This is a genomic window from Catellatospora aurea, assembly GCF_042663325.1.
In the GTDB taxonomy this organism is placed as follows: domain Bacteria; phylum Actinomycetota; class Actinomycetes; order Mycobacteriales; family Micromonosporaceae; genus Catellatospora; species Catellatospora aurea.
Genome location: NZ_JBHTAC010000046.1, coordinates 44,018 through 68,398, shown reverse-complemented (window position 1 = coordinate 68,398; position 24,381 = coordinate 44,018). Strand labels below are relative to the sequence as shown.

21 protein-coding genes and 1 tRNA gene are annotated in these 24,381 nt (G+C 73.5%); 9 read left to right on the top strand and 13 right to left on the bottom strand.

From position 1 onward, the window contains the following. Positions 1–168 precede the first annotated feature (168 nt). The 4 genes from ACFQO7_RS30970 (at position 169) to ACFQO7_RS30955 (ending at position 4,411) form a co-directional block, all read left to right on the top strand. Positions 169–1,182 carry a LacI family DNA-binding transcriptional regulator gene (locus tag ACFQO7_RS30970; protein WP_376809701.1) on the top strand — a complete coding sequence of 338 codons (1,014 nt, stop codon included), beginning with the start codon at positions 169–171 and terminating at the stop codon, positions 1,180–1,182. Between the two features lie 207 nt (positions 1,183–1,389). Beyond that, positions 1,390–3,387: an endo-1,4-beta-xylanase gene (locus ACFQO7_RS30965; RefSeq protein ID WP_376809697.1), complete on the top strand. Its 1,998-nt coding sequence runs from the start codon at positions 1,390–1,392 to the stop codon at positions 3,385–3,387. A 140-nt stretch (positions 3,388–3,527) separates the two neighbouring features. After that, positions 3,528–3,983, top strand: coding sequence for a MaoC family dehydratase (locus ACFQO7_RS30960; RefSeq protein WP_376809696.1), 456 nt, complete (start codon positions 3,528–3,530; stop codon positions 3,981–3,983). After that, positions 3,980–4,411: an NUDIX hydrolase gene (locus ACFQO7_RS30955; RefSeq protein ID WP_376809695.1), complete on the top strand. Its 432-nt coding sequence runs from the start codon at positions 3,980–3,982 to the stop codon at positions 4,409–4,411. Before ACFQO7_RS30960 ends, ACFQO7_RS30955 begins: the two co-directional genes overlap by 4 nt. Positions 4,412–4,415: 4 nt before the next feature. On the opposite strand, the gene ACFQO7_RS30950 is transcribed toward ACFQO7_RS30955, so the two are convergent. The 4 genes from ACFQO7_RS30950 to ACFQO7_RS30935 all read right to left on the bottom strand — a co-directional run bounded on the left by ACFQO7_RS30950 (position 4,416) and on the right by ACFQO7_RS30935 (position 7,124). Continuing rightward, a complete protein-coding gene (locus ACFQO7_RS30950; protein ID WP_376809694.1) occupies positions 4,416–4,853 on the bottom strand; it encodes a hypothetical protein in 438 nt (145 codons plus the stop codon). Between the two features lie 273 nt (positions 4,854–5,126). Continuing rightward, on the bottom strand, positions 5,127–6,011 hold the full coding sequence (locus ACFQO7_RS30945; protein ID WP_376809693.1) for a MauE/DoxX family redox-associated membrane protein: 885 nt from the start codon (positions 6,009–6,011) through the stop codon (positions 5,127–5,129). Between the two features lie 82 nt (positions 6,012–6,093). Continuing rightward, on the bottom strand, positions 6,094–6,696 hold the full coding sequence (locus tag ACFQO7_RS30940) for a cell wall protein (RefSeq protein WP_376809692.1): 603 nt from the start codon (positions 6,694–6,696) through the stop codon (positions 6,094–6,096). 17 nt (positions 6,697–6,713) lie between these two features. Continuing rightward, the gene (locus ACFQO7_RS30935; protein ID WP_376809691.1) at positions 6,714–7,124 is read right to left on the bottom strand and encodes an RlpA-like double-psi beta-barrel domain-containing protein; all 411 of its coding nucleotides are present in this window, start codon (positions 7,122–7,124) and stop codon (positions 6,714–6,716) included. A 265-nt stretch (positions 7,125–7,389) separates the two neighbouring features. On the opposite strand from ACFQO7_RS30935, the gene ACFQO7_RS30930 reads away from it, so the two are divergent. Further along, positions 7,390–8,184 (top strand): hypothetical protein, encoded by a 795-nt coding sequence (locus ACFQO7_RS30930; RefSeq protein WP_376809690.1) that lies wholly within the window; start codon positions 7,390–7,392, stop codon positions 8,182–8,184. Positions 8,185–8,188: 4 nt separating this feature from the next. Further along, on the top strand, positions 8,189–10,024 hold the full coding sequence (locus ACFQO7_RS30925) for a glycoside hydrolase family 15 protein (protein WP_376809689.1): 1,836 nt from the start codon (positions 8,189–8,191) through the stop codon (positions 10,022–10,024). Positions 10,025–10,109: 85 nt separating this feature from the next. Here ACFQO7_RS30925 and ACFQO7_RS30920 read toward each other — a convergent pair whose 3' ends face one another. After that, positions 10,110–10,784: an esterase/lipase family protein gene (locus ACFQO7_RS30920; protein ID WP_376809688.1), complete on the bottom strand. Its 675-nt coding sequence runs from the start codon at positions 10,782–10,784 to the stop codon at positions 10,110–10,112. Between the two features lie 118 nt (positions 10,785–10,902). Between ACFQO7_RS30920 and ACFQO7_RS30915 the strand changes: the two genes are divergently transcribed. The 3 genes from ACFQO7_RS30915 (at position 10,903) to ACFQO7_RS30905 (ending at position 15,603) form a co-directional block, all read left to right on the top strand. Further along, on the top strand, positions 10,903–13,668 hold the full coding sequence (locus tag ACFQO7_RS30915) for a helix-turn-helix transcriptional regulator (protein WP_376809687.1): 2,766 nt from the start codon (positions 10,903–10,905) through the stop codon (positions 13,666–13,668). Positions 13,669–13,786: 118 nt separating this feature from the next. Continuing rightward, positions 13,787–15,154, top strand: a complete 1,368-nt coding sequence (locus ACFQO7_RS30910) for a transaminase (protein WP_376809686.1) — start codon at positions 13,787–13,789, stop codon at positions 15,152–15,154. Then, positions 15,154–15,603, top strand: coding sequence for an Lrp/AsnC family transcriptional regulator (locus ACFQO7_RS30905; RefSeq protein WP_360534742.1), 450 nt, complete (start codon positions 15,154–15,156; stop codon positions 15,601–15,603). Before ACFQO7_RS30910 ends, ACFQO7_RS30905 begins: the two co-directional genes overlap by 1 nt. A gap of 128 nt (positions 15,604–15,731) precedes the next feature. Here the strand turns inward: ACFQO7_RS30905 and ACFQO7_RS30900 are convergent, their stop codons facing one another. The 8 genes from ACFQO7_RS30900 to ACFQO7_RS30865 form a co-directional block, all read right to left on the bottom strand. Next, positions 15,732–16,415 carry a class F sortase gene (locus ACFQO7_RS30900; protein WP_376809700.1) on the bottom strand — a complete coding sequence of 228 codons (684 nt, stop codon included), beginning with the start codon at positions 16,413–16,415 and terminating at the stop codon, positions 15,732–15,734. An 82-nt stretch (positions 16,416–16,497) separates the two neighbouring features. Continuing rightward, positions 16,498–17,010, bottom strand: a complete 513-nt coding sequence (locus ACFQO7_RS30895; RefSeq protein ID WP_376809685.1) for a hypothetical protein — start codon at positions 17,008–17,010, stop codon at positions 16,498–16,500. Positions 17,011–17,078: 68 nt separating this feature from the next. After that, a complete protein-coding gene (locus ACFQO7_RS30890; RefSeq protein WP_376809699.1) occupies positions 17,079–18,353 on the bottom strand; it encodes a vWA domain-containing protein in 1,275 nt (424 codons plus the stop codon). A 101-nt stretch (positions 18,354–18,454) separates the two neighbouring features. Next, positions 18,455–19,633: an AAA family ATPase gene (locus ACFQO7_RS30885; protein ID WP_376809684.1), complete on the bottom strand. Its 1,179-nt coding sequence runs from the start codon at positions 19,631–19,633 to the stop codon at positions 18,455–18,457. Between the two features lie 64 nt (positions 19,634–19,697). Further along, the gene (locus ACFQO7_RS30880; RefSeq protein WP_376809683.1) at positions 19,698–21,347 is read right to left on the bottom strand and encodes an ankyrin repeat domain-containing protein; all 1,650 of its coding nucleotides are present in this window, start codon (positions 21,345–21,347) and stop codon (positions 19,698–19,700) included. Further along, complete coding sequence (locus tag ACFQO7_RS30875) at positions 21,344–22,486, bottom strand: leucine-rich repeat domain-containing protein (RefSeq protein ID WP_376809682.1); 1,143 nt, start codon at positions 22,484–22,486, stop codon at positions 21,344–21,346. The genes ACFQO7_RS30880 and ACFQO7_RS30875 overlap by 4 nt, the downstream gene beginning before the upstream one ends. Beyond that, on the bottom strand, positions 22,483–23,973 hold the full coding sequence (locus ACFQO7_RS30870) for an SDR family NAD(P)-dependent oxidoreductase (protein WP_376809681.1): 1,491 nt from the start codon (positions 23,971–23,973) through the stop codon (positions 22,483–22,485). Before ACFQO7_RS30870 ends, ACFQO7_RS30875 begins: the two co-directional genes overlap by 4 nt. 26 nt (positions 23,974–23,999) lie before the next feature. Beyond that, positions 24,000–24,072, bottom strand: a tRNA-Cys gene (locus tag ACFQO7_RS30865). Between the last annotated feature and the right edge of the window lie 309 nt (positions 24,073–24,381).

The following is a 24,381-nucleotide window of genomic DNA, read 5'->3' as shown; positions in this document are numbered from 1 at the left end:
TCTACGCCGTCGCCGAACGCCAACTCATCGGCGGCCTCGCCGGCAGCATCAAGGGCTGACCCCAACCTGCCCGCCACGGGCGCGGTCGTGCGGCGCAGCAGCTCGATCGGGCTGCTGCGCCGGGCCTTCGCCGCCGCACGCTCACCGAAGACGAAAGGGCGACCCGCCGTGGACGACAACCGGAAAGTGACCATCGCGGTGATCGCGCGCCTGGCCGGGGTGTCCGTGCCGACGGTCTCGCGCGTCATCAACGGCCGCTCCGACGTCTCCCCGCAGACCCGCGAACGCGTCGAGGAACTGCTCACCCGCCACGGCTACCGCCGCCGCCCGCCGAGCATGCGGGCCAGCTCCGGACTCGTCGACCTCGTCTTCAACGACCTCGACAGCCCCTGGGCCGTCGAGATCATCCGCGGCGTCGAGGACGTCGCCCACGCCGCCGGCATCGGCACCGTCGTCTCGGCCATCCACCGCCGCTCCGCCTCGGCGAAGCAGTGGATGGACAACATGCGCGCCCGCGCGACCGAGGGCGTCATCTTCGTGGCGTCGGCATTGGAACCACCGCTGCAGGCCGAACTGCGCCGCCTCAACATCCCCGTCGTCATCGTCGACCCGGCCGGGGTGTCGACGATGGACGCCCCGACGATCGGCGCGACCAACTGGGCCGGCGGCCTGCGCGCCACCGAGTACCTCATCGGCCTCGGCCACACCCGCATCGGCTTCATCGCCGGCCCGCCGCGCCTGATGTGCAGCCGGGCCCGGCTGGACGGCTTCCGGGCCGGGCTGGAGTCCGCCGGGTTGCCCGTCGACGACAGCCTGTTCTACCAGGGCGACTTCTACCACGAGTCGGGGTACGCAGGCGGCACCGTGCTGCTGGAGCGGGCCGACCCGCCGACCGCCATCTTCGCCTCCAGCGACCAGATGGCCCTGGGCGTCTACGAGGCCATCCGCCGCCGCGGCCTGCGCGTCGCCGACGACATCAGCGTCGTCGGCTTCGACGACCTGCCCGAGGTCCGCTGGTCGTCGCCGCCGCTGACCACGGTCCGCCAGCCCCTCGCCGAGATGGGCATGGTCGCCGCGAGAACGCTGCTGCGCCTGGCCCAGCGCGAGAAGATCGAGAGCCCGCGCATCGAGCTGGCCACCGAGCTGGTCGTCCGCGACAGCACCGCGGCCCCGCGCTCCTGATCGCCCGCCGATAGTTTCCGGAAGTTATTGACTTCAGGCGACGGCGGGGCGCAATATGGGAGCGCTTCCATCGATGTGTGCCGTGTCCTATATCGAGTGTCCTTCACCGCCGACGTCCCCTGCCCGGCCAGACGTCGCACTGATCCACGCGGGCGAGGCTGCTTCGGGGCACGGCACTGACGCTCCGCCATCATGAGGAGGACACCCATGACGCCCCCACGCGTCCCCGTCCACAGAGCACGTCGCCGCCTCGTCCAGCTCGCCGTGGTGGCGCTGCTGTCGGCGTTCGCGGTGCCGGTGCTGTCGGCCGCGCCCGCCAGCGCCTCCGGGCCCCTGCGCACCCACGCCGCGGCCCGCGGCAAGTTCATCGGCTTCGCGGCGGCCACCAGCCCGCTGGCCAACGAGTCGGCCTACCGCACCATCGCGCAGACGGAGTTCAACCAGATCACCGCCGAGAACGCGATGAAGTGGGACGCCACGGAGTCGTCGGACAACAACTGGAACTTCAGCGGCGCGGACCAGATCGTCAACTTCGCGGTCGCCAACAACCAGCAGGTCCACGGGCACACACTGGTCTGGCACAACCAGACCCCGGGCTGGGTGCAGGGCCTGGGCGCCACGGCGATGCGCAGCGCCATGCAGGACCACATCTCCACGCTCGTCGGCCGCTACGCCAACAACGCGAACGTGGTGTCGTGGGACGTGGTGAACGAGGTGTTCGAGGAGAACGGCAGCTTCCGGTCCAGCTTCTGGTACAACACGCTGGGCCAGAGCTTCATCGCCGACGCGTTCCGCTACGCCCGCGCCGCCGACCCCGACGCCCGCCTGTGCATCAACGACTACAACGTCGAGGGCATCAACGCCAAGAGCACCGCGATGTACAACCTGGTTCAGTCGCTGCGGGCGCAGAACGTGCCGGTCGACTGCGTCGGCTTCCAGACCCACCTGGCCACGCAGTACGGCTTCCCCAGCGACCTGCAGCAGAACCTGCAGCGCTTCGCGGCGCTGGGCGTGCAGGTCCGGATCACCGAGGTCGACATCCGTATCGTGATGCCGCGCACCACGGCCAAGGACACCACCCAGGCGACCTACTACAGCAACGTGGTCAACGCCTGCATGGCGGTCCCCGCCTGCGCGGGCGTCACGGTGTGGGGCTTCACCGACAAGTACTCCTGGGTCCCGGACACGTTCCCCAGCGAGGGTGCCGCGCTCCTCTATGACGCGAACTACCAGCAGAAACCGGCCTACACGGCGGTGCACAACGCGCTCGACAACGGCACCACCGACACCCAGGCGCCGAGCACACCGAGCAACCTCACGGCGTCGAACATCACGTCGAGCGGCGTGAGCCTGTCCTGGACGGCGTCGACCGACAACGTCGCCGTGGCCGGCTACGACATCCTGCGCGCGCCGGGCACCTCGGGCGGTTCGTTCTCGCAGGTGGGCACGTCGACGACGGCGTCGTTCAGCGACTCGGGCCTGTCGGCGAACACGTCGTACCGGTACCAGGTCCGGGCGCGGGACGCGGCGGGCAACGTCTCTTCGGCGTCGAGCGCCGTCACGGTCACCACGACCGGCGGCACCGGTGACACCCAGGCCCCGAGTACGCCGAGCAACCTGGCCGCCTCGGGCACCACGTCCAGCGGCACCAGCCTGACCTGGACCGCGTCGACCGACAACGTCGCGGTCACCGGCTACGACATCCTGCGCGCCCCGGGCACCTCCGGCGGTTCGTTCACTCAGGTGGGCACGTCGACGACGACCTCGTTCAACGACTCGGGCCTGTCGGCGAACACGTCGTACCGGTACCAGGTCCGGGCGCGGGACGCGGCGGGCAACGTCTCTTCGGCGTCCAGCGCCGTCACGGTCACCACGACCGGCGGCGGCACCGGCGGGGGCTGCTCGGTCACCGCGACCGTGCAGACGCAGTGGAACGGCGGCTACGTCATGCAGCCGATCACCGTCACCAACACCGGCGCCTCGGCGATCACCAGCTGGACCGTGACCTTCACCCTGCCGCCGAACCACACGCTCGTCGGCCAGTGGAACGGCGTGATCACCAACAGCGGTGGGACCGCCACGGCGAAGAACGCCCCGTACAACGGCACCCTCGCCCCTGGTGCGAGCACCACGTTCGGGTTCCAGGTCGCCCGGCCCAACGGCGACAGCAGCACGGCGTACGGCTTCACCTGCAGCACGCCGTAACGACCACCGGGTCACGGCCGTCTCCCTTCGGGCCGTGACCCACCCTCGATGGGCTGCCCGACGGCGCGGGCAGCCCATCCCCATGTCCGGTTCACGGCGCTTTACGATCACCGGGTTCAGCCGTGATCCGGAGGTGTGCCGTGAGAGTGTTCAGTTCCGCCGCCGACCTGGCCGAGGCCGTCGGGCAGAACATCGGGCCCGGCCCGTGGCACCCGGTCGAGCAGGCCCGGGTCGACACCTTCGCCGAGGCGACCGGCGACGACCAGTGGATCCACACCGACCCGGCGCGCGCCGCGGCGGGGCCGTTCGGCGGGACCATCGCGCACGGATACCTCACCCTGTCGCTGCTGCCGCTGCTGGTACGCGACCTGTACCGATTCGAGGGCGCGCGGATGGTCGTCAACTACGGGCTGAACAAGGTGCGCTTCCCCGCACCGGTGCCGGTGGGGGCGTCGGTGCGGCTGACCGCGACGCTCGCCTCCGTCGAGGAGGCCGGCGGCGGGGTGCAGGTCACCGCCCGGATGACGATCGAGACCGACCGCTCCGACAAGCCCTGCTGCGTCGCCGAGACGGTGACCAGGGTGTTCTTCTCGTGAAGCGGATCGGCAAGGTAATCGCGTACATCGTGCGCGACGGTCGGGTGGTGGTGTTCGCCCACGGCGACCACGACACGCTCGCGCTGGCCGGGCTCCAGGTGCCCGCGGGCACGATCCAGCCCGGTGAGCTGCCCGAGGACGCGGTGCTGCGCGAGGCGTACGAGGAGACCGGACTTACCGGCCTGCGCCTGGTCCGCTACCTGGGCGTCGGCGAGTACGACGCGCGCCCCGCACACGACGCGGTGCACGTGCGCCACTTCTACGAACTGGCCGTCGACGCCGACGAGATCCCGGAAAGCTGGACGGCGTACGAGACCGGCGACGGCGCGCACGACCCGATCCGCTTCGACCTGCAGTGGATGCCGCTGGACCAGGCGCACGTGGTCGCTTTCGGCCAGGGCTCCCACCTGGGCCGCCTGTTCGACTGAACGGTCAGTCCCAGTCGAGGCCGAGGAGCAGGTCGAGGAATTCGGCGAGGCGCTGCGGGCCGCGGCAGACCAGGCGGTGCGCGACGTCGTCGCAGGCCCAGCGGGCTTCGAAGCCGCGCCACGTGGTGCCCGCGCTGACCCGTACCCGAAACGTGCCGAGGTTGATCCGGGCGATCTGCCGCTCCAGGTTGTCCTCGTCGAAGCCGAGCACGGAGTGCAGCTGGATCTCGGTGGTGCCCCGCCGGTGAACCGTGAAGCGCTGGGTGGCGGTGCTGATCCGGCTGTCGGGATCGGCCACCCAGGCGGCGGGCAGTTCGGGCAGGCCCGGCCAGGTGTCGGCGGCGCGCCTGCCCCGTCCGGTCAGCAGCGTGGCGGCGGTCGACAGGCCCGTTGCGGCGTGACGCAGCGCGGCGGCCTGGAGCTGGGGGACGGTAGCGAGCACGGTGACTCCCGGAGGTCGCGGCGTACGCGACTCGGGGTGGGGAGCGCGACGCGGTGATGCGGCGGGGGTGGTCGCCGCGAGAGCCCGACGCTGCGCTCGTGCCTACAGTCCACACCACCGACCCCCGCCCCACCCCCCAAAGCCCACCCTTCGGGAAAACGGATTCCACGCCGGACCGTGCCCGGCCGGCCCACGGACCCCAGTTGATCATGAAGTTATGGCAGCGACACGCCGTCGAGCCTCGCCATAAGTTCATGATCAACAGGGAGGGGGTCAGGCGGGGACTGGGGCGGCAGAGGGGCGGACCCAGTCGGGTTCGGGGGCGTCGGGAGGGGACTGGAGGCTGAGCAGGACCTGGCCGGTGGGCTCGTCGACCAGGACCACCCGCACGGCGGCGGGCTGGTAGCGCAGGCGGGGGACGGCGTAGACCGCGGACGCCTGCTGCCCGGCGTGCCGGGCGGTGAAGACCAGGATGCGCCACTCGTCGTCGTCCCAGTGTTCGCGCAGGTCGGAGGTGAGCAGGGCGGCGGTCTCCCGCCATACCGGGCTGCGGTGCAGCTGGTCCACCGTGGAGTCCAGTGGCACCTCGAACCCGCCCGCGGGCAGCGGCCGGGTGATCTGGACCTTGAGCTGGCGCAGCGGGTCGAGCCAGTGCCGGTCCAGTTCGGGGGAGAGGGCGACCAGCAGGGCCGCCTCGGCCAGCAGCAGTCCCACGGCGGGCAGCGGCCGGGCCGCCAGCACGTCCGTCCAGCCCGCGGTCGCGGGCAGGGCGAGCAGGCTCGCGGCCAGCAGGGCGGCGGTGCGGGCGAAGGCGCGCCAACGTACCGGGGTGCGGGTCGCGGACAGGCAGCCGCAGGACGACTCGGGTGCGGCGATCCGGGCGTAGGCGAGGTAGCCGGTGAAGCCGAGTGACAGCGCGGCGGCGGCCAGCGCCTCGGCGGGCAGTGCGGGCGGGGCCAGCAGGACCAGCGCGAGGGCTGCCTCCACCGCGCCGACCAGCCGGTACGCGGGCAGAGCGCGGGTGTCGCCGACGAGCCGGCCCAGCGCGCTGCGGCCGGCCGCAGCGGCGGCGTGCGGGGAGAGCAGTTTGAGCCGGGCAGACCAGAGCAGCAGGAGGCCGAGCAGCAGCGGCTGCAGCGGCGCGGTCCACGAGATCATCGATCCTCCGGGGGTGTCGAAGGGTGCGGTTGGGGAGCGGGCGGACGCCGGGGGGTCGGGGCGTCCGCCCGGGTTGGCGGTGTCAGGCGTTCGCGTACACGGTCGCGATCTCGACCTCGTTGGTGTCGGGCACCCAGGCGCCGATGACCTGGACGTGCTTGCCGACGCGCAGCAGGGACATGTCGGCCACGGCCGGGGTGTCGTTGTAGCGGGCCGCCGACGTGCCGGGCACCAGGTGCCCGACGATGCGCTTGCCCTTGTGGTCCAGGTGCAGCATGTTGCGGCCGATGGCGGCGATGTGGGCTTGCACGTTGACGATGTTCACCCACACCGAGTCGGCGGCCAGCGTGCCGTCGGGCAGGCGCAGGCCGCGGGCGTACAGGCCGTCGCCGACGGCGACCTGGTCGAAGGTGGTGGGACGCAGCTTCCAGATGCTGGTGCCGCCGGTGATCCGGATGCGCCACAGCGCCATGTCGGAGCCGGTGACGAGCAGCATCCCGGCGCTGATGCCGGTGATGCGGCCCTCGGCGAAATTGGGATCGGGCGCGCCCGGCTCGACGGACTGCTCGCCGGCGGCGAAGGCGGCCTCCGGCGCGAGCGAGCCGAGCGCGGTCGCGCCCGCCAGGGCGGCGCTGCCGACGACGGCTGAGGTGAGCAGGCGGCGACGGTCGAGGGTCTCGGTCATGTCGGTTCCTTCCCGGCTCAGACGGTGTCGACGCTGCAGGGCAGCAGGCCGGCGGAGAGACTGCCGATCTGGCTGAACGCGGCGGGGGTGAGGTCGACGATGCGGTTGGTCCCGCACACCGAGCCGCAGCAGGCGCGCTCGCCGCACCACAGGTCGGTCTGCGGGCCGCAGTCGGCGATCGTGGTGCCGACGCGCTTTCCGTTGCAGCGGTTGGTGGTGTAGTGCCGGAAGCCGCAGCCGCGGCGGGTCATGCTGACGCCGCAACGGTCGGGCCGGGTGATGTCGAAACAGGCGGCCGAGGCGTTCGGCCAGGCGTGCTGGTAGCTCCCGCTGTTGCAGGTGCCGCAGGCGCCGTGCCCGGCGGTGCCGCACGGACCCCAGGAGTTGCCGCAGCAGAACCAGGACATCGTTCCGGTGAGGGCAGCCACTGTCCGCCTCCTTTCGTGGTGGGGGGTGTTTACCAGGAGGAGCGGCGATGGGCCCATCGACGTTTGTCGAACATCATGGCGGCGGAGAGCTTCGCGGTCAATCCATACGGTGAAATCTTTCTTCATTTTGTTGAACCGGCCAGGGTGGCTTGCGGCCCCGGGAGGTTTCGCCGCCGCCGTCACCTTCGGCCCCGGACCGGCCCTGCGCACGCCGCCTTGCGGCTGACCGGCCACGGCCCGCCGATGATGGGCGTACGCTGCATTAATGGACGCGACGCGGGCGGGCGTCGGCAGCGACCCGCTGGCCCATATCAATGTCTCCCGGCTCCGGTCTGATCTGCGGGCGGTGCAGGCGCTCGGCACCACCTCGGGCGCGATGCGGGCATGCACCGTGAGCGCGGACATCCGGCAGGCCTACGGCACGGCCCTGCGCGCCCGCGACGAGGCGGCGGCCTACCTGCACGGCAACCGGGACTGGACCACCGAGGACCTGGCCGAGATGATCTGTGGCCACCGGGCCGACGAGCGGAGGGTGCGCCTGATCGCCGAGTGGTCGACCGCCCCGCAGCACCTGTACGACGCCGGGCACGAGCTGCTGCACCGCCAGCAGCTGGCCAGCGAGCTGCGCGATCTGCTGTCGGAGGCGCGCGCCACCGCGGTGCACCACCTGCGCGACGCCGAGCTGACGCTGCCGGCCGACCCGCTGACCCGGGTCGCCAAGGCCACCGACATGGTGCGGTTCAGCAGCTACCACCTGGACGTGGTGGCGGCCAACCGCAACCTGTACGCGGCCAACCTGGTCGTGCACCACGAGTGGGACCTCGGCGAGATCGCGGAGCTGGCCGACGCCGAGCCGGACGCGATCGAGAGCGCGTTCGAGGCTGCCCGCACCCATCCGCCGTCGGACGCCGACTCCCGCTCGGTGCGCGAGCTGGCCGCGATCGCGGCGGCCATCGCGGCCCGGCGCAGCCACTGGGAGTCGGCGCGGCAGGAGGCCGTGGCCGAATGCCTGGCCGCGGGCGTCGACCCGGAGCTGGTCGCCGCGCACTCCGGGAGCTGAGGCGATGAGCGGCGTGCCGATCGCCGACCATGCCCTGCTGTCGGACTGCCACACTGCGGCGCTGGTCACCCGGCACGGCTCGGTCGACTGGCTGTGCTGCCCGCGCTTCGACAGCCCGTCGGTCTTCGCCCGGCTGCTCGACGACGACGCCGGCCACTGGTCGATCCGGCCGCTCGGCCCGTTCACCGCCACCCGGCGCTACCTGGACCAGACGCTGGTGCTGGAGACGACCTTCCACACCCCGACCGGCACGCTCGCGGTCACCGACGCGATGGCGGTCGGCCCGAACGAGCACCCGCACGGCCACTCCCTGGGCGTCGGCGCGCCGCACATGCTGGTGCGTGGGGTGAGCTGCCGCGACGGCGAGGTGCGGATGCGTCTGCGGTTCGAGCCGCGGGCCGAGTACGGCCTGCTGCGCCCGCTGATGTCGCACGTGGCCGGCGGGCTGAACGTCCGGGGCGGTCCCGAATGGCTGATGCTCTCCAGCCCGATGGAGCTGACCTGCGCGCAGAGCACCGCGTACGGGGAGGTCACCTTGCGCGTCGGCGACGAGCTGTGGTTCGCCCTGCACCGCTCGACGTGGGGGCTGGAACCGGCCCGGATCTGGGACCAGGACGAGATCGCCGACTGGATGACGGTCACCGTGCAGTCCTGGCGGGCCTGGTCGAAGCTGCACCAGAACTACGAGGGCCCCTGGCGCGACCTGGTCCACCACAGCGGCCGGGTGCTGCAGGGGCTGACCTTCCGGCCCAGCGGCGCGATCGTCGCCGCGCCGACCACGTCGCTGCCGGAGAGCGTCGGCGGCGAGCGCAACTGGGACTACCGCTTCGCGTGGGTGCGCGACGCCAGCTTCACCATGGAGGCGCTGTGGGTCGCCGCCTGCCCCGACGAGGCCGGTGACTTCTTCACCTTCATGACCACGGCCGCGGCGGGCGCGATCGGACCCGACTACCCGCTGCAGATCATGTTCGGCGTCAACGGCGAGCACGACCTGACCGAGCGCACCCTGCCCCACCTGCGCGGCTGGCGCGACAGCGCCCCGGTGCGGGTCGGCAACGGGGCCTGGAACCAGCACCAGATCGACGTGTACGGCGAGCTGCTCGGCGCGGCCCACCTGCTCGCCGACAAGCTCTCCGAGATCGACGACGACATCCGCGCGTTCCTGGTCGCGCTGGCCGACGCGGCCGTGGCCCGGTGCCGCGAGCCCGACCACGGCATCTGGGAGGTGCGCGGCGAGCCCCGGCACTTCGTCTACTCGAAGGTGATGTGCTGGGTGGCCCTTGACCGGGCGATCGCCCTGGCCGACCGCCTGCAGGCCGCCGACCGGGTGCCGGCCTGGTCCGCGGCCCGCGACGAGATCCGCGAGCGGGTGCTGCGCGAGGGCTGGAGCGACACCGCGGGAGCGTTCACCCAGTACTTCGGCTCCACCGACCTCGACGCGTCCTGCCTGATGATGCCGATCGTCGGCTTCCTGCCCGCCGACGACCCGCGCATGCTGGCCACCATCGAGGCGATCGCCGACCGCCTCACCGACGAGCGCGGCCTGGTCTACCGCTACCGCACCGAGGGCGGCGTCGACGGCCTGGCCGGCGACGAGGGCACCTTCCTGCTCTGCACCTTCTGGCTGGCCCACGCCCTGGCCGAGGCCGGCCGCGTCAACCGGGCCACCGAGGTCTTCGAACGCGCCGCCGCCTACGCCAACGACGTGGGCCTGCTCTCCGAGGAGGTCGACCCCCGCACCGGCGAACTCCTCGGCAACTTCCCGCAAGCCTTCAGCCACATCGGCCTGGTCAACGCCGCCTGGTCCATCACCCGCGCCCAGCACCGCGCCGCCCTCTGACGAAGGAAGGGCACCTTCTTATCGGTTTCCGTAGAGGAAGGGCACCTTCTTACCGAGAGGGTGCCCTTGAGCTGGGGAGAGAGGGTCAGGATTTGAGGAAGGTGCGGACTTTCAGGGAGACGGGGTCGCTGACCAGGAGCCAGGCGTGCTCGATGCAGCCGACGTTGGTGTTGGTCGCCCCGGTCAGGATCGTGCTCTGGTCGGGGTTGATGAACTCGTCGCAGCTGGACCAGAAGGTCTGATAGCGCACGCCGCCCGGAGTCTCGTCGCCGGCGTTGAGGTCGCGCAGGAAGGAGCTGTCCGGGGCCATCTCCGCGCAGGAGGTGATCAGCCACGAGCAGATCGGGGTCAGGTTGGTGCCGTGGTTGGGCCCGCCGAGCGACACCCACTGGTCCACGTACGACGTGCCGCCGAGGAACTTCAGGTACCACCGGGAGTTCAGGCTGCCCATGGAGTGCGCGACGATGTCGACCTTCGCCGCGCCGGTCTGCGCGCGCACCGAGTCGACCAGGGAGCGCAGCTGCGCGGCGGTGGTCTTGTTGGACTGCGTGATGTCGTACGACATCGCGAACAGCCGCCCGCCGCTCCACCCGTCGGCCTTGAAGTCGGCGATCATGTCGTTCCAGTTCCAGGCACCGCCCTTGTAGCCGTGCACGAAGATGACCGGATCGCGTTCGGCGGCCTGGGCCGGCGACGGCGCGACCACGACCATGGCGAGCACGGCCAACAGCGAACTGAGCACTCCGGCTGACTTTCGCATCTGTCCTCCTCGATGGGATTGGGTGGGACAGAGCGTGCGCGATGTCGTACGTGCTTCGCATCCGTGAAACGACGCATCGGTCTTTCGCGCGACGTTAACTTGTGAGTAACTTCTGGACGTGACCCCGCTCACGCCGTTGCCCGGCCGCGACAGCGCGCTGCTGTCGCTGTCGTCCATGCTGGACGCCGCGCGGGCCGGGCGCGGCGGCGCGCTGCTGGTGCGCGGCGAGCCCGGCCTGGGCAAGACCGCCCTGCTCCGGTACGCCATGGGCGAGGCCGACGGTTTCCAGGTGCTGTCCGGCTGCGGCGTCGATCCGGAGGCGGACCTGCCCTATGCGGGCCTGCACCGGTTGCTGCGCCCGGTCGCCCGGCGGCTGCCGGAGTCGCCGGAGTTGTCCACGCGGCAGGTCGAGGCGCTGCGCCGCGTGCTCGACGGTGAGGCGGACGACCCCGGCGATCGGGCCGTCCTGCTGCCCGCGGCGCTGCTCGACCTGCTCGCCGTGCTCGCCCGGGACGCGCCGGTGCTGGTGTGCGTGGACGACGTCGACCTGCTCGACGCGCCGTCGCGGGAGGCGCTGGCCTTCGCCGCCCGCAGGCTCGGCGGCGACGGGGGTGAGGCCGTCGTCATCCTGCTGAGCTGCGGCGACGATGACGGGCTGCCGCCACCGGGGATACCGGTGCTCACCCTGTCCGCATTGGATGCCAGCGCGTGCGCCGAGGTGGTCGGGCGGGTCGCGCCGGTCGCCGTCGCCAAGGGCGTACGCCTGCGCCTGGCCGCGGCCGCCGCGGGCAACCCGCAGGCGGTCACCGAGCTCGTCGCCGCGCTCACCGCGGACCAGCTGGGCGGGGTCCGCCCGCTGCCGGATCCGCTGCCGCCCTGCACCAGGCTGCAGCACGCGCACCTGCGCCAGGTGCGGGCACTGCCGGAGCAGACCCGCCGGCTGCTGCTGATCGCCGCGGCCGAGGACGAGATGGACACGAACCTGCTGGTGCGGGCCGCCGACGAAGCGGGCCTGGACCTGGCCGCGCTGGAACCGGCCGAGTCCGCGGGGCTGGTGCGGGTCGGCCCGGCGGGTGTGGAGTTCCGCCACCCGCAGCTGCGGGCGGCGATCTACCAGACCGCCCCGCTGGCCCGCCGCCGCGCCGCGCACGCCCTGCTGGCCCGGCTGCTCGACGCGGCCCGCCAGCCGCTGCGCCGGGCCTGGCACCGGGCCGCGGCCGGGCTGGCCCCCGACCACGAGCTGGCCGAGGAGCTGGAGACGGCGGCCGCGTCCGCGCGCCACCGCGGCGGGTACGCGACCGCGTCGGCGGCCTACGAGCGCGCGGCCGAGCTGAGCACCGGCGACGACGGTGCCAAGGCGCGGCGGCTGGCGGCGGCGGCCCGTGACGCCTGGCACGCGGGCCGCTCCGCACGCGCCCGCGACCTGCTCGACCGTGCCCTGCCGACGGCCCCGGGCGCGGCCGCACGCGGCGAGCTGGAACTGCTGCGCGGCGACATCGACCTGCGCGACGGCCGGGCCAGCGACGCGTACGAGGCCCTGCTGACGGCCGCGCACCGGCTCGCCCCCATTGATCCGGAGCTGGCTGTCCGGGCCATGATGCGGGCGGGCGAGGCGGGCGTGTACGCCGGTGACCATCGCCGCTTCCTGCAGGTCGCCGCACAGGCGGCGCCGCTGCGTGGGGCGGCTGTCTCACCGCAGGCCACGGTGATGCTGGACTACCTGGAGGCGCTGTCGGCGATCTTCCTGGGCCGGTTCGGCGCGGCGCTGGCCCCGCTGCGCGCGGTGCTCGACGGCGCGCCCCGCATCGACGACCCGTCGGCGCTGATCTGGGCGAGCATCGCCGCGCTGATCCTCGGCGACAACGCCCAGGGCCGGGTGATGGCGGCCCGCGCGGTCGCGCTGGCCCGCGGGCGCGGCGCGCTGACCATGGTGCCCAAGGCGCTGGAGTTCAGCGCGTACGCCGAGTTCTGGACCGGGCGGCACGCCGCCGCGACCGCCAACGCGCTGGAGGGCCTGCGCGCCGCGACCGAGACCGGCCAGGGCAACGGCGCCTGCCACCACCTGGCCGCGCTGGCCCTGCTCGACGCGATCCACGGCGACGAGCAGACCTGCCGCCTGCGCGCCCGCACCGCCCTGGACCGGGCCGGCCTGTACGGGCTGGGCCTGCCCGCCGCGCTCAGCACCTGGGCGCTGGCCTTCCTGGACCTGTCCCTGGGCCGCCACGCCGACGCGGCGGGCCGCCTGCGCGGGCTGGCCCGAGCCGGCCCCGGCCAGGGCCACATGGCGGTGGCGGCGCTGTCGGTGCCGACCTACGTGGAGGCCGCGGTGCGCACCGGGGCGTCAGACGCGGCCCGCGCCGCGTTCACCACGTTCGAACCGTGGGCCGACAGCACCAGCAGCCCCGACAACCTCGCGCTGGCCGCGCGCTGCCGTGCCCTGCTCAGCGAGGGCGGCGAGGCCGAGGAGCACTTCCGCGCGGCCCTGGAGCTGCACGCCGTCGGCGACCGCGCCTTCGAACGGGCCCGCACCGAACTCCTGTACGGCGCACTGCTGCGCCGTCGCCGCAAACGCGCCGAGGCCCGCGCCGAGCTGCGCAGCGCCCTGGAGTCGTTCGAGCGCCTGCACGCCGACCGCTGGGCCGAGTGGACCCGCGCCGAGCTGCGCGCCACCGGCGAACCCGCCCGCCCGCGCCCGACCGAACCCGACGGCGAACTCACCCCGCAGCAGCGCCAGATCGCCCGCCTCGCCGCGCAGGGCGCGACCAACCGCGAGATCGCCGCCCAGCTGTTCCTCAGCCCACGCACCGTCGAACACCACCTAGGCAACATCTTCACCAGACTCGGCGTCCGCTCCCGCGTCGAACTCGCCAACCTCCTCCCCTGACCGAAGGAAGGGCACCTTCTTATCGGTATGCGTAGCGGAAGGGCACCTTCCTGACACCAGCTTTGAAAATTGAAGCCGAGCCATCCTCCAGCTTTGGAAATCGTGTTACGGTGCGCCCATGACCACCATTGATCGTAGTCGGGTGACCGCCCTGGTGGAGCGGGAACGGGCCGCCTACCGCGCCGGGCACCCCGGGTCGCTGCGCGTGCACGAGCAGGCCGGGCACCTGTTCGGGCGGGTGCCGATGACATGGATGAGCAAGTGGGCGGGCGGTTTCCCGCTCGCGTACGCCACCGCGCACGGCAACCGGATCACCGATGTGGACGGCCACACCTACCTCGACTTCGCGCTCGGCGACACCGGGGCCATGGCCGGGCACAGCCCGCGGGCCACGGTCGCCGCCGTGCACCGGCGCATCGCCGTCGACGGCGGCATCACCACCATGCTGCCCACCGAGGACGCGGAGTGGGTCGGCGCGGAGCTCGCCCGCCGCTTCGGCCTGCCCCGCTGGTCGTTCACGCTGTCGGCCACCGACGCCAACCGCTGGGCGGCCCGCCTGGCCCGCCTGGTCACCGGTAAACCGAAACTGCTGGTCTTCTCGTACTGCTACCACGGCTCCGTCGACGAGACGTTCGTCGTGGTCGGACCGGACGGCCGGGCGCGCAGCCGTCCGGGCAACGTCGCCCCCGCCGTCGACCCGACGTCGACCACCCGCGTCGCCGAGTGGAACGACCTGGCCGCGGTCGAACGCGAACTCGCCCACGGCGACGTCGCGGCGATCCTCGCCGAGCCCGCCCTCACCAACATCGGCATCGTGCTGCCCGAACCCGGTTTCCTGGCCGGGCTGCGCGAGCTGGCCACCCGGTACGGCGCGCTGCTGATGATCGACGAGACGCACACGATCTCGGCCGGTCCCGGCGGCATGACCGCCCGCGACGGGCTGCGCCCGGACGTGTTCGTCATCGGCAAGTCGCTGGGCGGCGGCATCCCGTGCGGGGCGTACGGCCTCACCGAGGAGGTCGCCGACCGGGTGCACCGGATCACCGCCACCGGCAGCGCGGACATCGTCGACGTCGGCGGCGTGGGCGGCACCCTGGCCGGCAACGCGCTGTCGCTGGCCGCGATGCGGGCCACGCTGGACGAGGTGCTCACCGACGACGCGTTCGCGCACATGATCCGACTCGCCGGGGACTACACCGAGGACGTGCGGCGCATCCTGGACACCGCCGACGTGCCGTGGTCGGTCACCCAACTCGGCGCGCGGGCGGAGTACCGCTTCACCAGGCCCGCACCGCGTTCCGGCGGCGAGTCCGCGGCGGCCGCCGACGACCTGCTCGACGAGTACATGCACCTGTACACGCTCAACCGCGGCATCCTCATGACGCCGTTCCACAACATGGCGCTGATGTGCCCGGACACCACCGACGCCGACATCGCCCGGCACACCGAGGTGTTCGAGCAGGCCGTGGCGGAGCTGGTCGGCTGATGGACCTCGACGCGACCGACAAGGCGCTGATCCGGCGGCTGCAGGTGGACGGGCGGGCGTCGTACACCGACCTGGGGTTGGAGGTCGGGCTGAGCGGGCCGGCCGTGCGCCAGCGCATCCAGCGCCTCACCGACGCCGGGGTCATGCAGATCGCCGCGGTCACCGACCCGCTGAAGACGGGGCGGCCCGTGATGGCGCTGCTCGGCATCCGCGTCGACCGGGACGCCGGCGCGGTCGCCGCGGCGCTCGGCGAGCTCGACGCCGTGGTCTACCTGGTCGCCACGGCCGGTTCGTTCGACCTGTTCGCCGAGGTCGTCTGCGCGACCATGGCCGACCTGTCCGCCCTGGTCAACGACCACATCCGCCCGGTCCCCGGGGTGGCCGCCATCGAGTCCTTCCCGTACTTCGGCATCCACGTCCACCGCTTCACCTGGGGCGTCCCCGACTGACCCGGCCGCCCCGCCGCAGCGGCTCGCTTGCGCCGCTGCGTCCCGCTTCCGTCGCGTCGATCATGAAGTTGGGGGAGCGACACGCCGTCGAACACGTCCCTAGGTTCATGATCAACCCAGAAAGGGGGTCAGCCGGCGCGGGTTTTGGTGAGGGTGGCGAAGACGACGATGTTGTTGAGGTAGTTGCGGTCGGTGCGGTCGTAGGGGGGGCCGCAGGTGACGAGGCGTAGGCCCATGTCGTCGGTGGCGCCGTAGACGCGGTGGGCGGGGAACTCGTCCTTGGGGAACGACTTGACGACGTCGACGGTGAAGGTGGCCTGGGAGCCGTCGAGGCGCTGGACCTCGATCTTCGTGCCGGGTTTCAGGGAGCCCAGCTGGAAGAACACGGCGGGGCCGCTGGTACGGGTGTCGACGTGCCCGACGATGACCGCGTTGCCGCGTTCGCCGGGGCTGGGGCCGTAGCGGTACCAGCCGGTCAGGTCCGGGTGTTTGAGTTCGGGCACCTGCAGGCTGCCGTCGAGGTTGGTGCCGACGGTGACCACGACCGCGTCCACCTTGATCGACGGGATCTTCACGCGCACCGGCGCGGACCGGTCCAGCGGCCGGATGCCGCGGGCGTCGGGCCGCCGGTCGGTGTCGACGAGCTGGTAGCGCCCCGAGGCGTCGTCGGCGGGCTGGGGCGGCCCGGCCGGGGTGATCAGGAACGCGGCGGCGATCAGCCCGATCCCGGCGAGCGCCGCGCCCACCAGCAGCAGCACGGCCCTGCGCCCGGTGCGCCCGGCGGTGCGGTGCCGGCCGCGCGGGGCCAGGATCGCGGCCGTGGGCACCGCGTCGGCCGTGGACCTCACCTCGACCGCGGGTCCGACCTCGATCGCGGGTTCGGTCTCGGCCGGTTCAGGCGCAGTGGTGGCCACGGTACCTCCGGCTGCGGATCAGCAGCACGACGCCGCCCAGGCCGGACAGGGCCAGCAGGCCGGAGCCCGCGCCGAGCAGCGCCCGGCTGGGGCCGTCGGAGGTGGACCCGCCGCCGCCCGCGGGGGCGCCGGTCGGCGACACGACCAGCGTGCCCGCGCCCGTCTCGCCGTCACTGCAGGTGACGTTGAGCTGGTACGTGCCCGGCAGCGTCGTCGACGGCACGGTGAGCTCGGCGTTGTACGCGCCCGGCCCGCCGTCGGTGTACGGGTTCAGTGTGATCTCGGACGGCCCGCCGATCGTCGTGGTGCTCACCGAGGCGGAGACCGCCCCCGCGCCGCAGTACGCGGCGAGCGTGAACCGGCCGCCCGGGGCGACGGCGGACGGGTTGACGGTGACGTCGGCCGCGGCGAGCGCCACCGACGGCGAGACCAGCGTCGCGGCGGCGACCCCGATGGCTGCGGACAGGGCCGCACGCCGAAGAGACGTACCCATGGCTGCTTCCTTCCCCGAGATCCGAAGATCTGCTGGGTATTACAAAAGCACCCTTTCTCGGACGCAGCTCACGTTTTCCCTGAAGTCATGATGATCGGGATGGCCTCGATCCAGGATGGAGGCTGGGGCGCGTCCGCCCCGACCAGCCCGGCGATGATCCTGGTCCGCGACAGCGCCGCGTCCGGCCATGGCGTGTACCCGTCGGTCAGCACGATCACGAAGTGCGGCGGCTCCGGCACGGCCAGCGCCGCGCTGATGCCGACCCGCATGTCGGTGCCGCCCCCGCCGGCCAGCACGACCTCGCCGACGGTGGACACCCGCCGCGCGGCGTGCACGTCGGCGTCGCAGGCCAGCACGGCGACCCGGTTGCCGCGTACGCCCACCGCCCGCAGCACCCCGCCGACCTCGGCCAGCACCGCGGCCAGGTCGTCCTCCGACATGGAGCCGGAGGTGTCGATGACGATCGCGACCCGGGGCAGCGGCCGCCGCAGGCTCGGCAGCACCACACCGGGCAGCGCGGCCCCGCGCCGCGACGGCCGCCGGTAGGTGTAGTCGACCGCGCCGCCCGCCCCGGCCGCCGCCTCGCGCACCGCCCCCGCGAGCGCCTGCCGCCAGTCGATCGTCGGTTCGAGCACCTGCTCGGCCCAGCGCTGCCAGCCCGCGGGCACGGTGCCGCGCCCGCGGACGTGTTGGCGCACCGACTGCGCGGTCTGCCGCCGGATCGCGTCGGCCTCCACGCCGCGCACGGTCGGCGCGCCCGCCTCGGGGAGGTCCCACGGCGACGAGTGGCCGTGCGCGCCCGAGCCGCACTCGACGGGCGGGCAGTCGCACATCGCCCCGCCGCCCGTGCCGCCCGCGCCCCGGCCCGCCCCGCCCGCCGCCGCGGCACCGGCGCACTGTCCGCGGCAGGGCGGGGAGGCGGGCAGCGACGGCAGGTACTGCTCGAACAACTGGCCGGTGGGCAGGCCGTACAGGTCGGGGTGGATGCGGCCCTCGGGCAGCGGCAGCCCGTCGGCGACCAGGTCGTCGTTGATCTCGCAGTCCTGGGCGAGGTTGACCCGGTGGTGATCGGCGCGCAGGTCGGCGGCCAGCCGGTCGCCCCGGCCGTGGTGGTCGCGCAGCAGGTGCGCCACCTCGTGGATCCACACCCCGGCGAGCTGCCCGACGGGCGTCCGCTCGACGAACGCGGGGGACACGTAGCAGCGCCAGTGCCGGTCCACGCCCATCGTCGGCACCTGGTCGCTGGGCACCACGGTCAGGCTGTACAGCGCGCTGGCCAGGTACGGCCGCTCGCCCGCGGCCCGGAACCGCGCCGCGAGCAGCTTCGCCCGGTCGAGTGGCACGGTCCGGGCGGGCCGCCCGGCACCGGTGTCCCGTCCGGCGGGCACGGCATCGTCCACGGGCGCGGGCTGTCCGGACCGCGCCGGGCCCGGGGCGGGAACGTTCATCGCGCGGCCGGCAGCATGCCCGACAGGCTCAGCACCTCGACGAACGCGTCGATCTCGGCGGGCACCGGCCAGTCGGTGTCACGCAGCGCGGCCAGGTCCAGGGCGGCGCGGGCGGCGACGTCGGGCACCCCGGCGTCGACGGCCTTGGCCAGCACCACCCAGCCCGCGTCCCAGCGCTGGTGGGTGGTGCGCGCCTGCACCGCCGACACCACCGCGGTGAGGAACGCGAGCTGCCGGTCGCCCCGGTCGGGCAGCGCGAACGCCTTCGGATCGGCCAGCACCCGCTCCGGGTCCGGCAGGTCCAGCTCCTCCAGGTACGTGCCGAACTCCAGGCCCGCGCCGTCGCCGACCGCGCCGACCAGCGCGGTGGTCAGCGCGTCCCGGCCGGTGTCGGTGGCCAGGTGGAACGCCAGCAGCCGCAGGGCCATCTCCCAGCTGCGCGGCGACGGCCACGCCCCGCCCCGGCTGTCGGCGTCGCCGGGCAGGTGGTGCACCAGGCCCGGCCGCGCGGTCAGGAAACCCGCCACGGTGCCCCGGGCGCGGGCCACCGCACCGGCCATCCGCGCCGGGTGCACCGTCGGCACGGTGATCGCGGGCCAGGTTCCGGCCAGGCCGCGGGCGACCACGCGCGGGTCGTGCGTCCAGTGCAGGTGCACGAAGCGGTTGGCCAGCGGCGGGCTCAGGTGCCAGCCGTCGGCGGCGCTGGACGGCGGGTTCGCCGCGGCGACGATCCGGATCGCGGGCGGCAGCTCCAGGCTGCCGACCCGCCGCTCCAGCACCACCCGCAGCAGCGCGGCCTGCACCGCGGGCGGCGCGGACGACAGCTCGTCGAAGAACAGCAGGCCCTGCCCGCTGCGCGCGAGCCGCACCGCCCAGTCCGGCGGGGCCATCGGCACCCCGTCGGCGGCCGGGTCGTCGCCGACGATCGGCAGGCCGGAGAAGTCCGACGGCTCGTGCACGCTGGCGATCACCGTCTCCAGCGGCACCCCGAGCCCGGCCGCGAGCTGCTGCAGCGACGCGGACTTGCCGATGCCCGGCTCGCCCCACAGCAGCACCGGCAGGTTCGCCGACACCGCCAGGGCCAGCGCCTCGACCCGCGGGTCGGCCACCGGCTCGCTGCGCCACGCCCGGGTCGCCGCGATCAGTTCGTCCGCCGTACGCAAAGCCTCACTCATGCGTGCTCCTCGCTCCGCTCGTCACCCGCAGCCGGGCCGCTCATGATTCGCTCGCTGCGCTCGCTCATGAACGCTCCTGGATGTACTGGGAGATCAGCTTGAGGTCGGCGTGCTTGTCGCCGCTCTCTTCCTCGTAGTACTCGAAGCCCTTGTACTCGACCAGGTCGGTGACGGAGGTGCCGTTGTCGTCCTCGGCCTTGGGGTCCGCGCCCGCCTCCAGCAGCGCCAGCACCAGCGCGGGGGTGCCCACCCAGCCGACCGCGACGTGCAGCGGGGTGCGTTTGCGGTGGTCGCGGGCGTCGATCGGCAGGCCCGCGGCGAGCAGCCGGGGCAGCAGCACCTCGTGGTCGAGGCAGCGCAGCAGGTGCAGCAGCGTCGAGCCGCGTCCGTCGCGCACGTGCGGGTCCAGGCCCGCGTCCAGCATCGCCAGCACCGCCTGGGTGTCGCCGTGCAGGATGGTCTGCATCAGCTCCCGGCGCTGGTCCCGCAACGTCCGGGGCAGCCGGGTGCTGCCGTCGGTCCAGCCCTGCTGGGCGGCGAAGCAGCCGGCCACCTTGCCGCCGAGCGCCCGCAGCGCGTGCTCGCGCTGCACCTCCTCGGGCGTGTGGTCGAGCGGCACCAGCCGCCCGCCCGCGTTGTCGATGCGGTGCCACTGCCCTCGGCAGCGCACCCGCACCGGCCCGAACGCGGGGCCGCGCGCCGCGGGGACACCACCGGGCGCGTCGGGGAACAACGCGGCACGCACCAGGGGGTGCAGGTCCGCCGGCGAGATCAGGCCGCGATACAGCAGTTCCAGATCGGGGGGTACGCGGTACAGCGGCTCGGCCAGCACCGGCAGGTCGCCGCGGCGCTCGTTCTCGCCGAGCATCCGGACTCGCACCGTGTCGCCGTCCGGGGTGAACAGGAAGCGCAGCCGCCAGTCCGCGTTGAGCACCACGCCGTCGGCGGCGTGGCGCGCGGCGAGCCGGCGCACCGCGGGGGCGAGTGCGACCAGGTGCAGCCGCTGCCCGAGCACCTGCTCGCGGGACACCTTGTAGTGGCTGTACCGGAACGCGGGCAGCGTCTCGTCGAGTTCCAGCCCGGCTTCACGCCACGCCTCGACCAGTTGTTCCGCGGCGAGCAGCGCGGCGGAGCGCTCCGCCCGCGCCGGGTCGCCGTCACCGGTCGCGGCGGCGAACCCGGCCATCGGCACCGGCGCACCGTCGGGGGTGAGGAAGGGCAGCCGGTGCGCGTCGCCGCCGTACGCCCGGCGCAGCCCCGCCGCCTCGTCGGCGTTCCACAGGTGGCCGGGTAGCTCAGGGCCAGGGGCCTTGCCGAGCGGGGCGACGGTCAGTCGCAGGCGCTGCGAGCCGTCCACGGTCTTGGGCAGCTCGACCTGCAGCGCCGGGGTGTCCTGGCCGACGACGTCCAGCCGCGGCGCGAGGGTGAAGGTGAGGCCGGTGGCGAGACTCGTGCGCCCGCCCAGCGCCCGCGGCAGGTGCCAGCGCAGCAGGTCGGGGGCGAACCCGGCCAGTTCCGCGGCGATCCTTTCGGCCTCCGCCGCCCCGTGGGTGCTGGCCACCCCGGCGAGGTCGACGTCGGTGTCGACCCGGCCCGCGGCGCAGGCCCCGCGCCAGTCACCGGCGAGCCGTCGCTCCGTGCACTCGTCGATCATCCGGGTCGGCACGGCGTAGCGGCGTACCCGCTGCCAGACGGTCAGTTCGGCGTCGCTCACCGGTACACGCTCGCGATCGCGCTGATGTCGGGGTGCGGCTGCTCGGCCGGGCCGAGGGTGGCCGCGGCCAGCCGCCGCAGCCGCCGCGGCACGCCGTGGTTGATGCCCAGGTAGCGCAGCGGCATGTCGTCGTTCAGCGCGGCGACCAGCAGCTTCGCGCCGCGGCCGGTGATGCCGGTGAAGCGCAGGTCCAGCCGCCGCAGCCGGCTCGCGGGCAGCACGGCCGCCAGCGCCGCCGCGCCTTCGTCGCCGACGGTGTTGGGCAGCGCGCCCAGCGCCCGCTCCGACGGCGGCCGGGCCAGGTCCAGGGCGGTCCACGCGCCCAGCCGCGCCGCCAGCGCGGTCACCCCGGCCGGGGTGAGGCCGTTGCCGCCCAGGCCCAGCGTCATCGGCAGGCCCTCGACGGCCTCGCCGAGCGCGGCCGCGCCCTCGTCGCCGAGGTGGTTCGCGGCCAGGTACAGCTCGCGTACCCGCCCGTCGCGCACGATCACCGACAGCGCGGGCACCGCGTCGGGGCGCAGCCCGTTGCCGCCGAGGAACAGCCGCTCCAGTGGCGTGCTCCGGTCTGCCAGCACCTGGGCCAGGGAGTCCAGCCCGTGCCGGGTCAGCCCGGTGTTGACCAGGTCGAGGGTGCGCAGCGTGCTGTTGGCGGCGAGAGCCGCGCACAGCCGGGACACACCCTCGTCGCCGATCGGGTTGCGCTTGAGCCACAGCGCCCGCACCGTCGCGTCGCCGGCGAGCCGGTCGGCCAGCGCGCCCGCGCCGTCCGCGTCGATGCGGTTGCAGCCCAGGTAGACGGTCTGCACGTGATGGCCGGGCGCGAGCGCGTCGGCGACCGCGCGGGCCCCGTCGCTGCCCAGGCCGTTGGTGCCCAGCAGCAGATGGGTGGCGTGCGGGAAGCGTACGGCCGCCTGCACCACCCGCGCCGCGACCTGCGGGCCGAGACCCTGCTTGCACAGGTCGAGGCGGCCGTCGGGCTGCAGCGTGCCGCGTGGGAAGTCCTCCGCGGCGGCGACCCCGGCCGGGTCGGCGAGCCGGGTCAGCAGCGCGTCGAAGTCGGCCGGGTCGGCCAGCCCCGTCTCGGGATGGCTGATCGCCGGGCAGCGCACCGGGTTCGCGGAGGTCTCGTGCTCGGTCACCATGCCACCTGCCGGTAGTCCTTGAGGAAAGCCCCGTGCACCGGGTCGCCGGCCTCGGCCCGCACGATCGGGTCGTACACCCGCGCGGCTCCGTCGATCACGTCCAGCGGCGGCCGGAAGCCCGCCTCGCGCTGGGCCTGCTTGTCCGGGTGCGGCCGTTCGTCGGTCACCCAGCCGGTGTCCACGCTGTTCATCAGGATGCCGTCACCGTGGTAGTCGTCGGCCAGCGTCCGGGTCAGCATGTTCAGCGCCGCCTTGGCCATGTTGGTGTGCGGGTGGCGCTGGGTCTTGTTCGCGCGGGAGAAGCTGCCCTCCATCGCCGACACCTGCACCACGTGCCGCACCGCGGACGGCGCGGCGGCCAGCAGCGGGCGCAGCCGGGAGGTGAGCAGGAACGGCACGAACGCGTTGACGACGTGCACCTCCAGCCACTCGCGCGGGCTGACGTCGTGGGCGTGCAGCGTCCAGCTGTTGACCTCGCGCAGGTCCAGCGGCTGGCCGGTCTCGTCGGTGTGCCCGGCCGGGAACAGCGCCTGGGCCAGCTCCGGCAGCACGACGGCGGTGTCCGGGCGGTGCCGGGTCGCCGTCGTGCCGATCGCGGCGGCCGGGCCGGTCAGCGGCAGCAGCTCGGCCGCCCGCACCTCGCGGTGGTAGGCCGCAGGACGGTGCAGGGTCTGCGCGGCGTTGTTGACCAGGATGTCGAGGTGGTCCCAGCGCTGCCCGACGGCGTCGACCAGGCCCACGACCCCGGCCAGGTCGAGGAAGTCCGCGCCGTGCACGTGCAGCCGGTGCGACCACTCGGGCGCGTCGGGCAGCTCGGCGAAGCGGCGCGCCGCGTCGTGCGGGAAGCGGGTGGTGACCAGGACGTCCGCGCCGTCGCGCAGCAGCTTCAGCGCGATGTGGAAGCCGATCTTCACCCGGCCGCCGGTGACCACGGCGCGGCGGCCGGTCAGGTCGCAGCGGGCGTCGCGGCGCTGCCGGTTGCGCTCGGCGCACGGCGGGCACAGCTGGTGGTAGTCGGCGTCGACCTGCCGGAACCGCTCCTTGCACACGTAACACCGGCGCGGCCGGTGCAGCAGCGCGGCCGCTGCCCGCTCATGCGTTCCCGGCGCGACGCGATGTTCGTCCGGTCCAGGCGGCAGGATGTGCGCGGGCCCGGTGCTGGGGGAGTCGAGGGCGCCGTGCCGGGCCGTGGCGGCGGGGATCTCCTCGCGGTAGCGGCTGGCCGTGGCCAGCAACTGCCGGTCTGCCTGCTCACGGGTCGCCGCGCGGTCGGCCTTGCGGCGCTTCTTGCCGCCGCGGTGCGCTTCGGCGACGGCCCGTTCGACGGCCAGCGCCGCCGGGCCGTCCAGCGCGCCGCGCCCGGCGGCGGCCAGCACCCGCAGGCAGGTGTCCAGATCGGACGGACTGATCGGCGCGTCCCCGGGGCCGGGCGGGCCGTCCGCGGGCACGCGTGCCGGCGGCACGTCCGTGCTGCGGTGCGGCATGCGCTCTCCCCGGGGTCAGGTGGGGGCGAGGCTGGTCGGATTCGAACCGACGTCCTCCAGCTTGCAGTCAAGGCGCGACGACCTCTGCGCTACAGCCTCGCCGCGCGGGACGATACCCGACCCGGCCGACAATCGAGCAACCCGGCTGCGCGGTACGCGGCGGCGGGACGTTAAGAAGGGCACCTTGCTCTACGTATGGCGATGTTAAGGTGCCCTTCCTTCCTCTGTGGACGGTGCGCGGAGGAGGTGCGGGCACAATAAAGCGCCCGTCTTGGCAACCACGGGGGAAGTCGCCAAGACGGGCGTCACGGTCGAGCATAGCGCTAGCGATTGGCTTTGGCCACTCCGGGTCGGCCTCGGCCGGAGAGAGTGGCGTCACATCGAGTTCTGGCTGGTAGCGGCGTTGAC